Annotated in this window: 12 protein-coding genes and 1 pseudogene; 7 read left to right on the top strand and 6 right to left on the bottom strand. The window is 64.8% G+C overall.

Going from position 1 to position 14,876, the window contains the following annotated elements:
- The first annotated feature begins 7 nt into the window (after positions 1 to 7).
- The 3 genes from OSH12_RS02185 to mgtE all read left to right on the top strand — a co-directional run bounded on the left by OSH12_RS02185 (position 8) and on the right by mgtE (position 2,816).
- Positions 8 to 547 carry a GNAT family N-acetyltransferase gene (locus OSH12_RS02185; protein ID WP_323180584.1) on the top strand — a complete coding sequence of 180 codons (540 nt, stop codon included), beginning with the start codon at positions 8 to 10 and terminating at the stop codon, positions 545 to 547.
- Positions 548 to 696: 149 nt separating this feature from the next.
- The gene (locus tag OSH12_RS02190) at positions 697 to 1,134 is read left to right on the top strand and encodes an EamA family transporter (RefSeq protein WP_266341860.1); all 438 of its coding nucleotides are present in this window, start codon (positions 697 to 699) and stop codon (positions 1,132 to 1,134) included.
- Positions 1,135 to 1,448: 314 nt separating this feature from the next.
- Positions 1,449 to 2,816 (top strand): magnesium transporter, encoded by a 1,368-nt coding sequence (mgtE, locus tag OSH12_RS02195; protein WP_266341861.1) that lies wholly within the window; start codon positions 1,449 to 1,451, stop codon positions 2,814 to 2,816.
- 148 nt (positions 2,817 to 2,964) lie between these two features.
- Here the strand turns inward: mgtE and OSH12_RS02200 are convergent, their stop codons facing one another.
- Positions 2,965 to 3,576, bottom strand: coding sequence for a DUF4893 domain-containing protein (locus OSH12_RS02200; protein ID WP_266341862.1), 612 nt, complete (start codon positions 3,574 to 3,576; stop codon positions 2,965 to 2,967).
- Between the two features lie 106 nt (positions 3,577 to 3,682).
- Here OSH12_RS02200 and prfB point away from each other — a divergent pair.
- Positions 3,683 to 4,811, top strand: a protein-coding gene (prfB, locus tag OSH12_RS02205; protein WP_266341863.1) for a peptide chain release factor 2 whose coding sequence is annotated in 2 segments (ribosomal slippage) — positions 3,683 to 3,751 and positions 3,753 to 4,811 — 1,128 coding nt in all. Because the reading frame shifts where the segments join, the coding sequence is not laid out codon by codon here.
- 160 nt (positions 4,812 to 4,971) lie between these two features.
- Here the strand turns inward: prfB and OSH12_RS02210 are convergent.
- Entirely contained in the window at positions 4,972 to 5,526 is a 555-nt protein-coding gene (locus tag OSH12_RS02210) for a cysteine hydrolase family protein (protein WP_266341864.1), read from the bottom strand.
- 102 nt (positions 5,527 to 5,628) lie between these two features.
- Here OSH12_RS02210 and OSH12_RS02215 point away from each other — a divergent pair, with 102 nt between their 5' ends.
- Positions 5,629 to 6,600 carry a GlxA family transcriptional regulator gene (locus OSH12_RS02215; protein WP_266341865.1) on the top strand — a complete coding sequence of 324 codons (972 nt, stop codon included), beginning with the start codon at positions 5,629 to 5,631 and terminating at the stop codon, positions 6,598 to 6,600.
- A 19-nt stretch (positions 6,601 to 6,619) separates the two neighbouring features.
- Here OSH12_RS02215 and OSH12_RS02220 read toward each other — a convergent pair whose 3' ends face one another.
- The 3 genes from OSH12_RS02220 to OSH12_RS02230 all read right to left on the bottom strand — a co-directional run bounded on the left by OSH12_RS02220 (position 6,620) and on the right by OSH12_RS02230 (position 9,475).
- The gene (locus OSH12_RS02220) at positions 6,620 to 7,981 is read right to left on the bottom strand and encodes a M23 family metallopeptidase (RefSeq protein ID WP_266341866.1); all 1,362 of its coding nucleotides are present in this window, start codon (positions 7,979 to 7,981) and stop codon (positions 6,620 to 6,622) included.
- Between the two features lie 190 nt (positions 7,982 to 8,171).
- A complete protein-coding gene (locus OSH12_RS02225) occupies positions 8,172 to 8,999 on the bottom strand; it encodes a ferritin-like domain-containing protein (protein WP_266342430.1) in 828 nt (275 codons plus the stop codon).
- Between the two features lie 8 nt (positions 9,000 to 9,007).
- Positions 9,008 to 9,475, bottom strand: a complete 468-nt coding sequence (locus OSH12_RS02230; RefSeq protein ID WP_266341867.1) for a peroxiredoxin — start codon at positions 9,473 to 9,475, stop codon at positions 9,008 to 9,010.
- 203 nt (positions 9,476 to 9,678) lie between these two features.
- On the opposite strand from OSH12_RS02230, the gene OSH12_RS02235 reads away from it, so the two are divergent.
- Entirely contained in the window at positions 9,679 to 13,125 is a 3,447-nt protein-coding gene (locus OSH12_RS02235; protein WP_266341868.1) for an AsmA-like C-terminal region-containing protein, read from the top strand.
- 33 nt (positions 13,126 to 13,158) lie between these two features.
- Positions 13,159 to 13,392 (top strand): annotated as a pseudogene (locus OSH12_RS02240) (autotransporter outer membrane beta-barrel domain-containing protein); the annotation flags it as partial.
- Between the two features lie 164 nt (positions 13,393 to 13,556).
- Here OSH12_RS02240 and tyrS read toward each other — a convergent pair.
- Positions 13,557 to 14,810 carry a tyrosine--tRNA ligase gene (gene tyrS / locus OSH12_RS02245; RefSeq protein WP_266341870.1) on the bottom strand — a complete coding sequence of 418 codons (1,254 nt, stop codon included), beginning with the start codon at positions 14,808 to 14,810 and terminating at the stop codon, positions 13,557 to 13,559.
- Positions 14,811 to 14,876 lie beyond the last annotated feature (66 nt).

Raw genomic sequence — 14,876 nt, forward strand, 5'->3', positions numbered from 1 at the left:
GAACGACATGACAAGTACTTCCCCGATCAAGACGGGCGGCTCCCCGACCCAAGCGGGCGCCTGGCGCCCGATGCGCACAGACGATCTTGGCGCCGTGGCCGAGATCGCCGACCGCGTCCACGAGGCCTATCCCGAGGATCCGGAGATCTTCGCCGAGCGGCTGCGGCTCTGGCCGGAAGGTTGCTGGGTCTATGAGAGCGACGGCGCGCTCATAGCCTATGTGTTGAGCCATCCTGCCATTGCGTTCGCGCCGCCGCCGCTCAACTCGCTCTTGGGCGAACTGCCCAAGGTACCCACGACCTATTACATCCACGACCTCGCCCTGCTGCCGGAAACGCGCGGGCAGGGCGCCGGCTCGGCCATCGTCCGCATCCTGCTCGACGGCGCGCTCCGGTCGGGTTGCCCGGATGTCTCTCTGGTCGCGGTCAACGAGTCGGCCGGTTTCTGGGGCCGACATGGTTTCGAGACCGTGTCGGTGCCGGCCCTCGACGCCAAGCTGCGCAGCTATGACGAGGATGCCCGCTTCATGGTCCGCCCGCTGGTGTGAGGCGGTGTCGGCAGGGCCGGCGACGCGCTTAACCTCTCCCTCAGGGAGAGGCGAAGAAGGCGTCAGTGCGATCCCGAAACGTGCGGGCTGCATTGCGCCCGGCACAACCTTCTGCGACCCTCCGGGGCGAGGGTTCGGAGGAATGGGTGATGCGGACCATGCTGACATCCTGGCTATTCTGGGCGCTGCTCTCGGCGGTGTTCGCGGCGTTGACGGCGATCTTCGCCAAGGTCGGCATCAGCAACGTCAATTCCGACTTCGCGACCTTTATCCGCACCATCGTCATCATTCTCACCATCGCCTTCATCCTGACGCTGACCGGACAGTGGCAGCCCTTCGGCTCGGTATCGCCGCGCAGTTACGTCTTCCTCGTCCTGTCGGGGCTGGCGACCGGTGCTTCCTGGCTCTGCTATTTCCGCGCCCTGAAGCTTGGCGAAGCGGCGCGCGTTGCGCCGATCGACAAGCTGAGCGTCGTGCTGGTGGCCGTTTTCGGCGTCGCCTTTCTCGGCGAAAACCTCTCCGTGAAAAACTGGCTCGGCGTGGGCCTGATTGCATCCGGGGCGGTTCTGGTGGCAATGCGCAGTTGACGGCGCTCCCCTAGCGGTTCGGCCTGCTCGGCCTCCAAAGCCAGCTAAATTCAATCCGAGGCCCTCTCTCGATGCGAATCGAGCGATTTATCACATTCGTCGCACGCGCGGTGCGAATGGGGGTTGACGTTGCCCTCGGGTTGGCGCACCTCAGCAGCGTCAAAGTCGGTTCGCGTATGCGGCCGACCCCCATCGGAACCTCAGTTTCATGTCGAGCGACAGTAGCTGTCGAATACAGGCGCCGCCCACGGCCGCCGTGAACTGATCGCTCGATCGGCTCACGCGACCGGCTGGGTGGCCGATCGGAGTGAGTCATGGAAGATATCGTCCGCCAAGACGAGGCGGTCCTGCGTTCCCGCGCATTGGATCTCGAAGGCGAGCACGTCGCCGATCTTATCGAACATCTCAACCAACACGACGCCGACGCCAATCCGGCCTTGTTGGCCGGCATTTCCGACGAAAGGCTGATCGAGATTCTCGACCAGCCCGAGTTCGAGGCGACGGTCGAGGTCATGTCGAGCCTGCCGGCCGATCGCGCGGTTCGCGTGCTCGCCGGCATGTCCGCCGACCAGGCAACGGATCTTCTGGCCGAGATCGAGGAGCCGACCCGCTCGCAGCTGATCGCGAAGCTCGATCCGGAGACGCGCAATGCCGTTGCGCGATTGGCCGCCTATCCCGAAGGCAGCGCCGGCTCGATCATGACGACGGAAGTGGTCAGCGTGCCGGCCAACTGGACCGTCGGCCAGACGCTGCAGCACATTCGCCTCGTCGAGAAGAGCCGCGAGACGATCTACACGATCTGTCTGCTCGATCCGCTGACCCATGCCCTGGTGCAGACCGTCACGCTGCGCCGGCTGATCGCAGCGGAACTCGATGCTCCCGTGCTATCCGCCGCCCGCCATCGCCGTCCGATCACCGTCACGCCCCGCACCGACCGCGAGGAAGTGGCGCGCCTGTTCTCGAAATACGATCAGATCGCCGTGCCGGTCGTCGACGAGCGCTATCATGTCGTGGGCATCGTCACCGTCGATGACATCATCGACACGATCTTCGAGGAGAGCACCGAGGACGTCCAGAAGTTCGGCGGCATGGAGGCGATCGACCAGCCCTACATGGACATCGGCTTCCTCAAGATGATGCACAAGCGGGCCGGCTGGCTCTGCGCGCTGTTCATCGGCGAAATGCTGACGGCAACCGCCATGCAGCACTTCGAGCACGAGCTGGAGAAGGCGATCGTGCTGACGCTGTTCATCCCGCTGATCATGAGCTCTGGCGGCAATTCCGGCTCGCAGGCGACCTCGCTGATCATCCGCGCGCTGGCGCTGGGCGAGGTCAAGCTGCGGGACTGGTGGCGCGTCGCACTGCGCGAATTGCCGAGCGGCCTGACGCTTGGCGCCATTCTCGGCCTGCTCGGCATCATCCGCATCAGCGCCTGGCAGGTGCTCGGCCTGTATGACTATGGCGAACACTGGATGCTGATTGCCGCCACCGTCGGTACCGGCCTTCTCGGCATCGTTACATTCGGTTCGATGGCGGGCTCGATGCTGCCCTTCATCATGCAGCGCCTCGGCTTTGACCCGGCCAGCGCCTCGGCGCCTTTTGTCGCGACGCTCGTCGATGTCACCGGCCTGGTGATCTATTTCAGCGTCGCCATGGTGATCCTGAGCGGCACGTTGCTTTAGCGAGCAAATGCGGAGCGTCCTTCGAGGCCCGAGCTTTGCTCGGGCACCTCAGGATGTTGAGGGCTGTTCCTGGCGGAAAGCAAAGACTTCAACATGCTGAGGTGCCGGCCAAAGGCCGGCCTCGAAGCACGCGCCAAGAAAGCGCGAGCTACTTCTTCTTCAGCTCGATGATGTCGAACTTCGATTCGAAGGCCGGCAGCGGTAGGTCGAGCCGGTAGCTAGACTGTCCGGCCTTGAGGAAATAGCCGACCTGGTCGTTGTCGGCCTTGGCGCCGTAGCGGCCCGGCTTGTCGCCGGCGATGTACGAGACACCGTAATAGAGCAACCGATTGGCGGAATCGTCGATGAAGTGGCCGGTCAGCCGCTGCGAGCCGCTCGTCTTGGTCAGCCGGTAGCCGATATCGTCCTCGTCGATCTTGCAGTTGAACCAGCCATAGATGGTCAGCGGCAGTCCGCCGCCGAGCTTGATCGTGCGGCAGCGATAGTTGCCGCGGATATCGACGCCGAGGATCGGCTGCGGCTTCAAAGCCAGCAGCGCATCGAGCGCCGTCACGTCGACTTTGTCGCCGCCTTTGCGGGCTTCCGCGATCGCCGATTTCTGAGTCGCTTCAAAGCGCGCGAGGCGATCCTTGTCGGTGGGAGTCAGGGTTCGCGCCGCCATAGTCCCATCGGCGAACGCCGCGCCGGACAGCAGCATCATGGCGATCGCCGGTATGAAGCGAAGGCGGCGGGCAGGCGATATCTTGGCAGGCGACGGCATGGAAGTCTCCCTCGTTCGTCCGCTTGGTTTACATGCGAAAGGGGCGTCACTATGTTGCCCCACCCGGCGGGGAGACCCTGCCCGAACGAGAAATGGACGTCTATCCATGCGAGCCGAGATCGAAACGATCATCGACGAAATCAAGCAGGGCATCACCCTGCTGAGGAGGCATCTTTGACTGGGATCGTGCCCAGAGACGCCTGCTCGAACTGAACGCTCTCTCCGAGACGCAGAACTTCTGGGATGATCCCCAGAAGGCGCAGAAGCTGATGCGCGAGCGCCAGGGTCTTGAGGACGGCATCGGCGCCGTCGAGACCAGCGAGCGCGAACTCCAGGATAACATCGAGCTGATCGAGATGGGCGAAGCCGAGGGTGATCCCTCGATCGTCGCCGAGGCCGAGGCCGCCATTTTCGCGCTCAAGGGCGAAATCCGGAAGCGCCAGGTCAATTCGATGCTGTCCGGCGAAGCCGACGGCAACGACAGCTATCTCGAAGTCCATGCCGGCGCCGGCGGAACCGAGAGCCAGGATTGGGCCAACATCCTGCTGCGCATGTACACGCGCTGGGCGGAGAAGAGCGGCCGCAAGGTCGAACTGCTGGAAGTCCATGACGGCGAAGAGGCAGGCATCAAGTCGGCCACGATCCTCGTCAAGGGCGAGCAGTCCTATGGCTGGCTGAAGACCGAATCGGGCGTCCATCGCCTGGTGCGTATCTCGCCCTTCGACAGCGCCGCGCGCCGCCACACCTCGTTCGCCTCGATCTGGGTCTATCCGGTCGTCGATGATTCGATCGATATCGAGATCAACGAGAGCGACTGCCGCATCGATACCTATCGCGCGCAGGGTGCCGGCGGTCAGCACATCAACACGACCGACTCGGCCGTGCGCATCACGCACATGCCCTCCGGCATCGTCGTGCAGTGCCAGAACGAGCGTTCGCAGCACAAGAACCGGGCCGCTGCCTGGGACATGCTGCGGTCGCGTCTCTACGAAGCCGAGCTGGAACGGCGCGAGGCGGCCGCCATGGCGACCGAATCGACCAAGAAGGACATCGGCTGGGGTCACCAGATCCGTTCCTACGTCATGCAGCCCTATCAGCTGGTCAAGGATCTGCGCACCGGCGTCGAGAGCACCAGCCCGCAGGACGTGCTGAACGGCGATCTGAACGACTTCATGGAAGCGGCGCTCGCCCAGCGCCTCGGCGGCAACGACGTCGACGTCCAGGATCTCGACTAATTCTGCTTTTCCGGGCGGGGCTTGGCTCCGCCCGGAATTTTCTAGAGCCGCCCAGCCTCAGTCCGGCCTGACGGCGGTGACATAGAGCCAGTCTGTCGGCTTGTTGTCATAGCCGCCGCCGACGCCCGACTCGATGGCGACCTCGCTACAGAGCCCGCCATCAGCCCTTGCCGGCGATCCAGTCCTGCGTTGCGACCACTTTCGCATAGCCGAAAGCCAACGCTGCCATGTTGGCGGCATGGACTTGCGCCGCGGGAACGGTCGTGCCGTCAAATTCCAGTTCCCGTGTCGCGCAGGCGTCGTGGATGACCACCGTCTTGTAACCGAAATCGGCGGCGGCCCGTCCGGTCGCGGCGATGCACATGTGGCTCATGGCGCCGACGATCACGACCTCCTTGATGCCCCGCTCGTCGAGCGCCTGCTTCAATACCGTCTCGCGGAAGGCGTTGGGGAAGTGCTTGATGACCACGGGCTCATCGCCTTTCGGCCGCACCGCCGCGTTGATTTCGACCCCTTCGGTGCCGGGCACGAAGAAGGGCGCCTCGTTCGACGCCGCCAGATGCTGGACGTGAATGACGGAATCTCCGTTGGAGCGCGCGGATTCGATCACCTGCGCCGCCTTGGCGGCGGCCGCCTCGATGCCTTCCAGCGGCCAGTTGCCCGGAGGAAAATAGTCATTTTGCAGATCGATGACGACGATGGCGCGCTGGCTCATGATGTTCTTTCCAGATCGGTTGTTAAGACAGTCTGCAATATGACCGCGTGCGTGCGAGTGCTAAATTGGCGAAATCGACAAAGATCGGGGTGATTTCGACATATGGCATTCGGCGATCCGATCGAACTCGGCCTGGTACTTTATCCGGATGCGCAGATGGCGGCAGTGCTCGGCCTGACCGATCTGTTCGCGGTTGCCAATCGCACGGCGCTGCGGCGGGGCGAGGCGGAGATCGCCCCGCTCAGGATCTCGCACTGGTGTCAGGCCGGTCCGGGAGGGGCGATGACGCGGGTCTTCGACACGGGGCCGGAACGCGCGGTTGAGCCCGCAGCATTGATCCTGCCGCCAAGCCTCGCCGATCCGATCGAGCCGGAGCAAGCTGCGCCCTATGCGGCATGGCTGCGAAGCTCGCATGCCCCGGGCGGCACGCTTGTCTCCGTCTGCGCCGGGGCCTTTCTGCTGGGCGAGACCGGCCTGCTCGCCGGTCGGACCGCCACGACCCATTGGGGCCTCAGTGAGCGCTTTGCCAGCCGCTTTCCCGACGTGCGCCTCGACATCGACCGGCTGATCGTCGACGAGGGCGATATCGTGACCGCCGGCGGCCTGATGGCCTGGACGGATCTCGGCCTCAAGCTGGTCGATCGCTATCTGGGCTCGGAGGTGATGCTGGAGACGGCGCGGGTGCTGCTGGTCGATCCGCCGGGGCGCGAGCAGCGCTATTACAGCACCTTCGTGCCGCGACTGGATCATGGCGACAAGGCGGTGCTGCAGGCCCAGCATTGGCTGCATGCGCTCGGCACCGAGGACGCGTCGCTGGAAAGCCTCGCATCGCGGGCCTGCCTGGAGGAGCGCACCTTCCTGCGGCGCTTTCGCAAGGCGACGGGGCTGACGACGACGGAATATCAGCAGCAATTGAAGGTGAACAAGGCCCGCGAGTTGCTGCAGTTCAGCGCCCTGTCGGCCGATCAGGTCGCCTGGGAGGTCGGTTATGGCGACCCCGGCGCGTTCCGAAAGGTGTTTGTGCGAATCGTCGGCCTGTCGCCGGCGGAATATCGCCGGCGTTTTCACGCCTGAGGCCGCGGATGGGGCCGGCTTACAGCAGGCGGCCGATTTCCTGGCCGGCCTTGAGGTAGATCATCGGATCGATGGCCTTGCCGTCGATGCGGATTTCGTAGTGCAGGTGCGGGCCGGTCGAGCGTCCGGTCGAGCCGACCTGGCCGATCTTCTGCCCGGCGACGACGCGCTCGCCAACCTTGACGGCGATGCTGCGCAGATGGCCATAGCGGGTCACGACGCCATTGCCGTGGTCGACGTCGACGCAATTGCCGTAGCCGCCCATATTGCCGGCGTTGACGATGGTGCCGGCGTTGACCGTGCGCGCCGGAAGCCCCGACATCGCGCGGAAATCAATGCCGGAATGGTACGCCAGTCGGCCGAGGAAAGGATCCCGGCGCGTGCCAAAGCCCGAGCTGATGTCGGCGTCTTCGAGCGGGCGCTTCAGCGGCAAGGCGAGCGCGATCTGCCGAAGCTTGGCTAGCCGGTCGAATTGGTTCGTCAGCGTCGCCACGTCCGACTTGAATTCGGCCGGGGTGGAGACAACGCCAGCCGGCGCGGGAATGAACGGTCCGCCGACACCGGAAGGAGCGGGCGGCACGCGACGTCCGAGCTTGCGCAGCGCCGCGTCGATCTTCTGCGACCGCTTGGTGACGCCTGCCATCATGCCGCCGACAAAGGCATCCTGATCGGCGGCCATCCGGGTGATCTTGTCCTCGAGCGGGTCGAGCTTGGGGACGACGGCCGGCATGGGCTGCGACGAACGAAGGGCCATGCTGGCGAGACGAACGTCCGGCTTTGCGACGCTCGGCGCGATCGAGCCCGTGACCTCCGGGTCGAGGCCGGCCTTGCGGCCTTTCGCCGGCTTCGGCTTGGTCGTGTTCGTCGCGGGGATCTGCACGTCCAGCCCGGCCCGTCGCGCCGCTTCGGTGATCTTGGACAGCGCCTTCTGGCGCGCTTCCAGTTCCTTCTGGCGGTCGAGCAGGCTGCGAACCTTCTCGTCGACGCCGGCGCTTTCCTTGGAGCGCGCCTTCTGCATGGTTTCAATCTCGGCGTTCAGCTTGCCGACTTCGTCGCGGAGCGTCGCTACCTTGCCCTCATAGGCCGAGATCTGGCCCTCGTGGATGGCGCTGGCCTCGACTTCGCGGGCCTCACGTACATTCTGCGAGGCGATGATCGCGTTCTGCCGCTCGGCGGCTGCATTGAGCAGGCCGTCGCGGAAAAACAGATAGGCGGTCGCGCCGAAATAGAGCGTCGAGAGCAGCAGCAGGCACGCGCCGCCGATCGCGATCGTGCGCGGGCGGATGTGAATGGCCCGTACCCGCTCGCCGTCGGCGACTACCAGCTTGGCCTTGCTCCGCTGACCGCGAACCCGGGTCGGAGCCAGTTCGGGCTCCGGCATGGGGGGCGCGGGAAGATGAGAGACCAGGCTCTGGCGGGGGATGGGGTGATAATCTTGGTACTGACTCGGCATCTGCGTTCCAACCGTCGCGGCGGTACTCGGACCTTTGGCCGAGGAGCACGACCGACCGCAACGATTAGAGGCAGTTAAGGTTAAGGCTTGGTTGACGCTTGGTCGGCTTTGCCGCTCTTCAGCGGTCGTAGGCGGGGGCCAGAGGCCGGTAGAAGCCGGGCGTCATGCCCGCCTCGGACCGCGCCGCTTCGTTAAAGGGAGGCTTCAGCGGACCGCGGAAATGCTTGATCACCAGCTGTCGGAATGTCGGTTCCGGCGCCAGATTCTGGCGGTCGCACATGAAGCGAAACCACTTGGCCCCGAAGGCGACATGGCGCTTTTCGTCGCGGTAGATAATTGACAGGATATTGGCGCTCTCGGCGTCGCCGACCTCGATCATCTTGTCGATCAGCGGCGGGGTGACGTCCAGTCCGCGCGCCTCCAGCACCAGCGGCAGGATGGCGAGTCGGGCGGTCAGGTCATGCCCGGTCTCCTGCGTTGCCTGCCAGAGGCCGTCATGCGCCGGCAGGTCGCCATAGGCGGCGCCGAGCAAGCGCAGGCGGTCGGCCAGCAGCGAATAGTGCTTGGCCTCCTCCAGCCCGACCTGCACCCAATTGTCGAAGAACGAGCGGGGCAGGGGGACGCGCACAAAACGGCCGACGAGATCCCAGGTCAGGTCGACGGCATTCAGCTCGATATGGGCGAGTGAATGGATCATGGCGATCCGGCCATGCTCGGAGTGGACCGAGCGCTTCGGCAGCGAGCGCGGTGGCACCAGGACGAGGTTGGCCGGCCGGCCGGGCTGGTCGGGCATGGCGCCGTCGAGCGCGCCTGCCGAGAGCGACAGGCGTCGCCCGAACCACGCCTTGGCGGTGGCGAAGGCCAGCTCAACCTTCTCGTCCAGGTCGGCGGTGGCAACGATCCGGGCGGAGGCGGCGGCGAGGCTGCGAAGATCGGAGGGCTCCATCGGGGTGTTCACAGGCTCTTTGCCGCCGCCAGAACGTCCTCGACATGGCCCTTGACCTTCACCTTGTCCCAGACTCGCGCGATGTTGCCATCGGCGTCGATGAGATAGGTGGTGCGCACAACTCCCATGTATTTATGCGCGAACATCGATTTTTCCGCCCACACGCCATAGGCCTCCAGCATGGCCTTGCTTTCGTCCGATACGAGGCGGATCGACAAATCGTGTTTCTTCTTGAAGGAATCGTGAGATTTGACGCTATCGGGCGATACGCCGATGACGATAGTCCCCGCAGCCTCGAAGTCGGCCTTTCGAGCCGAAAAGTCGATCGCTTCCAAGGTACAGCCGGAAGTGTTGTCCTTCGGGTAGAAATAGAGGACTACCTTGCGTCCCTTCAATTCCGAGAGCTTGATTCTGCTGCCGCCATCGGCCGGCAGGTCGAAGTCGGGAGCAGGAGAACCTTGTGTCAGCGTGGACATGCTGCCTTCCTTTCGTCGCACTTGTCTGGCGTGAGAAGCAGAATTGAAGCGGAATTTGCAAGGGGGGCTTGGATCAGGGCCCCGAATCCGGTTGAGATCAGAACAGAACGTCGGTCTGGTCCTGAGGGTCGGTCGACGTCTCCGATGAATTTACGCCGCTCCTGCATTGGGAGCCGGCTGGCAAGGGGTGTTGACGCCTGACAATGCGCCTCGACGAGTACCCATCGGCGCGCGCTCACCGGCCCCTCTATGAGCGTCCGCCGCCAAGGCGACGCGGCTGGTCGCGCTTGCTGCTGCGTCTGCTCGGCGCGTTTGTCCTGCTCGTCGTCATCCTGTTTGGCACATTGGCCGCCATCGTCGCCTCAGGCCCCGTCGATCTCGACGCGGTGCGCGATCGCGTGCGCGCCTCGCTCGCCTCCCGGCTGGGCCCCGATTATGCGGTCAGCGTTGGCCGCGCGATGATCGATGTCGATCCGGTGCTCGGCCTCGTGGTTCAGATCGACGAGATCTCTGTTCGCGACCAGAGCCATGCCGTTGTCGGCAATGTGCCGGCGGCGCGGCTGGCGATCGATCCGCTCTCGCTGCTGCGCCTGCGCCTGGATATCAGCACCGTCGAAATCTCCGATGCCGACATCTCGCTGGTGCGGGCGCCTTCGGGCAGCATCTATCTCGGCACCGCCGAGACGATCCGCCGAGCCGAACCGACACCCGCCACGCCCAGCACCGGGCCGGCCACGGCGCAAACAGGCAATGTGGCGGATGGCGGTTTTCCGGATCTGCTGCGGGCCATGCGGACCGTGAACGGAGCGCTCGATCCCGCCGTCGAGTTCGCGATTGCGCGTGGCTTCGAGCGCCTGTCGGTCGATGCCTCGACGATCCAGGTCTGGGATGCCGCCCAGATGCAGAAGCGGACCTTCGCCCACACCGATATCGCCTTGACGGTCGACCGTGACACGGGCGCCGTGAAGGCCAATTTCGACACCTCTGGCTATGCCGGGCGCTGGGCGGTCCAGGCCGAGCGGACCGTCGATTCCGACAACCAGGACCGCAATCTCTCGCTCATCCTTTCGCAGCTGTCGCTGGCGGATATCAATCCCGCCCTTGGCCGCCCCGAAAGCATGCTGCAATCCAACGTGCCGATGTTCGGTCGCGCCACCGTCCGGCTAAACCCCGCCGGCGAGGTCCAGCACGCGACGCTGCGGCTCGATCTCGGCGCCGGCCATGTCATCTCCGGCCTCGGCAAGGATACCGTGTTGCTCGACGAGGCGACGGTGCGGCTGCGCTGGGATGTTCCCCAGCGCACCATCGTCATCGAGCCGTCCGCCTTCTTCTTCGGCGACACGCGCGCCGTCGTCGCTGGCGAGATCAAGCCGCTGACGGCGGAGGCGGACGGGCGCTATGGATTTGCGCTCGAGAGCCGCAACGCCGTGCTTTTCGCGCACGACGCCAATGCGCCGCCAATCGTCGCCGACCGCATCTCGTTGGTCGGCACCGCCGATATCCCGGCCAAACGCATCGACTTCTCCGATGCGTCGATTACCACCGAGGGCGGATCGATCGCCGCCGCCGGTTCGGTCGGCTTCGATGGCGCCACGCCGTCGCTGGCGATGGCGGCTTCGTTCACGCCGATGGCCCTGTCCACCTTGAAGCAGATGTGGCCGCCCTTCCTCGCGGGCGGACCGCGCAAATGGGCCTATCAGCACATTACGGGCGGTACGCTGGAGGCTGGCCGTTTCGAGGCTTCTATCCCCGGCGGCGTGCTGTGGACGGGCGAGCGGGTGATCCTGCCGGAAGAATATATGCGCCTCGACATGCGCCTCGACGATGTTTCCTTCACCACCATCGGCACCGTTCCGATGGTGACGGGCGCCAGTGGCAATGCCGTGCTGGCGGGATCGACCTTCGGTGTCGACATCGAGAAGGGCCGTGTCGTCACGCCGCTCGGCAAGACCGTCGACGTGACGGCGGGCGCGTTCGCGGTTTCCAATACGGCACCGCGCTTTCCCGACGCGCAGATAGAGATCCAGCTGGAAGGCGATGCGGGCGCGATAGCCGAGATCGCCGACAGCGAGCCGGTTCTCGCCATGCAGCGCCGGTCGATCGACCCGGCCACGCTGTCCGGCAAGTCGCAGGCGACCGTGTCGATCAAGCTGCCGCTTCGGCCCGGCGTGACGCCGAGCGAGGTCGATTGGCGCGTCGGACTTACGACGACGAATTTTGCCAGCAGCGAGCCGATCGAGGGCAAGCTGATCAAGAACGGCGCATTGTCGATGACGGCGACGCCCGAAGAGATGGAGATTCAGGGCAAGGCGACGATCAACGGCGTCCTCGCCTCGATCGACCTCTCCCAACCGCTTGGCGATACCGATGGCGACGGCGTCACCGAGGCCGGGCGCCGCAAGGTCACGCTCAGCCTAGACGCGAAGGCGCGCAAGGCGCTCGGCATCGGCCTCGACAATGTCATCGGCGGCACGGTCGGCGCGATCGTTTCCGATCTGGGCGATGGCAGCAAGGCCCAGCGCTACGAACTGGACCTGAAGCAGGCGCGCCTCGTCCTGCAGGCGGTCGGCTGGTCGAAGGGCATCGGGGTTCCGGCCAAGCTGAGCTTCGATCTGCGTCCCACCGCCAACGGGTTCCTTGTCGAGAACATGGTGGCGACGGGCGATGGCTTCGGCTTCCGGGGCAAGGCCGTGCTCGATTCCAAATACGGCCTCGTCTCGGCCGATCTGGACCGGCTGGCACTTCGCAAGGGCGACCAGATCTCGGTCAAGCTCAGCCGCAAGGGCAACGGCTATTCGATCGTCGCGCGCGGCGCTTCTTTCGATGTGCGTGGCCTGATTGCCCAGTACAAGGCCGCCGCCACCGGGCCGAGCGAGGATGCGGCCGATATCTCCATCGACGCCAAGGTCGAGACCCTGATCGGCTTCAACCAGGCGACCCTGTCGGGCGCGGCGATCGTGGTTCAGGCGCGTGGCGGCACGCTGCAAAAGGCCTCGCTGGAAGGCATGCTCGACAAGGGCGGCATCTCGATGAGCTTCGTCGACAGTGGCGACCAGGCTGACCTGCGGCTGAACTCGGGCGATGCGGGCAGCGTGTTCCGCTTCATCGACATCTACAACCGGATCGTCGGCGGAAGGCTGACGCTGACCGGCAAGCGGGCAGGGCCGTCCGGCTCGTTCTCCGGCGTTTTCGACGTCTGGAATTTCCGCATCGTCGACGAGCCGTCGATGAGCCGGCTGGTGTCGGCGACGAACGGCACCGGGCCGGATGCGACCCGCACCGGGCTGAACCCGTCCAACGTCCCGTTCGACCGGATGCGGCTCGATTATACCAAGCGCGGTTCGATCGTCGTGATCGAGGACGCGACGCTGCGCGGCGCGTCGGTCGGCGCGACCTTCAACGGCACGCTGGACCTCGCCCGGCAGACGGTGTCGCTGGCCGGAACCTACTTGCCCGCCTATGCCTTCAACAATTTGTTCGGCAAGCTTCCCATCATCGGGCTCGCGCTCGGCGGCGGCAGCAAGGGCGGCCTGATCGGCGTGACCTTCAAGGTCGATGGCAAGCTGAGCGCGCCGAGCCTGATGATCAATCCGCTCTCGGCCATCACCCCCGGCATCTTCCGCAAGATTTTCGAATTTCCGGTCAACTGAGCGCGGGCCTGTTCGGCTGGAGCATCAGGTCGGGCGCGGGCTCGTTACGCCGGCAAGGTGTCGGATGTGAACGTCGGCCTCGGCGCCAGCTATACTTGGAACGAGATCGAAAGGACGCGCCACGTCTCGCTGTCCGGCTTCTTCGAGACCGAAAAGGCTGATTACTCCGCCGGCACGACGCAGATCTTCGGCGAAGTCGGCTATGACGTCGCGGTCAGCGCCGCGACGACGATCGAGCCGTTCGCAGGTCGCGACCGACGGCTATAGCGAGACGGGCGGTTCGGCTGCACGGGCTCCCGGATCAAGTCCGGGATGACGCCGAGATGATGATCATTGGCTTGGCAATCCGGCCGGAGCGCTTGTCTTGCGGAGCAACAGAAAAGGCGGCGCAGTTGCCTGCGCCGCCTCGAATTCTCATATCGACCGATTGATCAGACCGGACGAACCAGAATGTGCTTCTTGCGGCCGAGCGACAGCTTGACGACGCCTTCCGCCGTCAGCGCGTCCGGGCCGACCAAGACCTTCTCGTCGGTCACGGCCTGATCGTTGACGCGCAATCCGCCGCCCTTGATCTGGCGGCGGGCTTCGCCGTTGGAGGCGACGAGGCCGGCCTGGACGAACAGCGACAGTATGCCGAGGCCGTTGGCGAAGTCGGACTGGGCCACCTCGATCGTCGGCAGGTTTTCCGCCAGCGCCCCTTCTTCAAACGTCCGGCGGGCGGTCTCAGCCGCTTCGTCAGCGGCAGCGCGGCCATGCGCCAGCGCCGTCACTTCGGTGGCGAGGATCTTCTTCGCCTCGTTGATGTCGGAGCCGCCCAGCGCTGCCAGGCGGGCGATCTCGTCCAGCGGCAGCTCGGTGTAGAGCTTCAGGAAGCGCTCGACGTCGCCGTCCTCGGTGTTGCGCCAGAACTGCCAGAACTCGTAGGAGCCCAGCATGTCGGCGTTGAGCCAGACCGCGCCATTCGCCGTCTTGCCCATCTTGGCGCCGGACGAGGTGGTCAGCAGGGGGGTGGTCAGCGCGTAAAATTGCTTGTCGAGCATGCGGTGGCCGAGCTCGATGCCGTTGACGATGTTGCCCCACTGGTCGGAGCCACCCATCTGCAGCGTCACGTCATGGCGCTGGTTCAGCTCGACGAAGTCGTAGGCCTGCAGGATCATGTAGTTGAATTCGAGGAAGGACAGCGACTGCTCGCGGTCGAGGCGCGTCTTCACCGAATCGAAGGAGAGCATGCGGTTGACCGAGAAGTGCCGGCCGACATCGCGCAGGAAGTCGATGTAGTGCAGGCCGTTCAGCCACTCGGCATTGTTGGCCATGATGGCCGGGCGCTCGGCGCGCTCGAAATCGATGTAGTTGGCGAACACCTTGCGGATGCCGACGAGGTTCTCGTCGATCATCTCGTCGGTCAGCAGCTTGCGCGCTTCGTCCTTGAAGGACGGGTCGCCGATGCGCGTGGTGCCGCCGCCCATCAGCGCCAGGGGGCGATGGCCGGTCTTCTGCATCCAGCGCAGCATCATGATCTGCATCAGCGAGCCGACATGCAGGCTCTTCGCCGTGGCGTCGAAGCCGATATAGCCGGTGACCGTCTCCGTCGCGAAGCGGCGATCGAGCGCCTCGCTATCCGAGCACTGGTGGACGAAGCCACGCTCGGTCAGGATCTGCATCAACTCGGACTTGAAGGCGCTCATGACAGCCGGACCTTTGGAATTGTTTTGGGATTGGCCGGCTTTCTAGCAGCCGGGCCGGGAAATTTC

It is taken from the genome of Kaistia terrae (genome assembly GCF_026344005.1).
Classification (GTDB): Bacteria; Pseudomonadota; Alphaproteobacteria; order Rhizobiales; family Kaistiaceae; genus Kaistia; species Kaistia terrae.

Excerpts from the sequence above, each read along its gene's own strand:
- OSH12_RS02210 (WP_266341864.1), bottom strand. The coding sequence starts at position 5,526 with ATGAGCCAGCGCGCCATCGTCGTCATCGATCTGCAAAATGACTATTTT.
- tyrS (WP_266341870.1), bottom strand. The coding sequence starts at position 14,810 with ATGAGCGCCTTCAAGTCCGAGTTGATGCAGATCCTGACCGAGCGTGGC.
- OSH12_RS02220 (WP_266341866.1), bottom strand. The coding sequence starts at position 7,981 with ATGCCGGAGCCCGAACTGGCTCCGACCCGGGTTCGCGGTCAGCGGAGC.
- OSH12_RS02185 (WP_323180584.1), top strand. The coding sequence starts at position 8 with ATGACAAGTACTTCCCCGATCAAGACGGGCGGCTCCCCGACCCAAGCG.
- OSH12_RS02230 (WP_266341867.1), bottom strand. The coding sequence starts at position 9,475 with ATGTCCACGCTGACACAAGGTTCTCCTGCTCCCGACTTCGACCTGCCG.
- OSH12_RS02215 (WP_266341865.1), top strand. The coding sequence starts at position 5,629 with ATGGCATTCGGCGATCCGATCGAACTCGGCCTGGTACTTTATCCGGAT.
- OSH12_RS02225 (WP_266342430.1), bottom strand. The coding sequence starts at position 8,999 with ATGGAGCCCTCCGATCTTCGCAGCCTCGCCGCCGCCTCCGCCCGGATC.
- OSH12_RS02190 (WP_266341860.1), top strand. The coding sequence starts at position 697 with ATGCGGACCATGCTGACATCCTGGCTATTCTGGGCGCTGCTCTCGGCG.
- OSH12_RS02235 (WP_266341868.1), top strand. The coding sequence starts at position 9,679 with ATGCGCCTCGACGAGTACCCATCGGCGCGCGCTCACCGGCCCCTCTAT.
- mgtE (WP_266341861.1), top strand. The coding sequence starts at position 1,449 with ATGGAAGATATCGTCCGCCAAGACGAGGCGGTCCTGCGTTCCCGCGCA.
- OSH12_RS02200 (WP_266341862.1), bottom strand. The coding sequence starts at position 3,576 with ATGCCGTCGCCTGCCAAGATATCGCCTGCCCGCCGCCTTCGCTTCATA.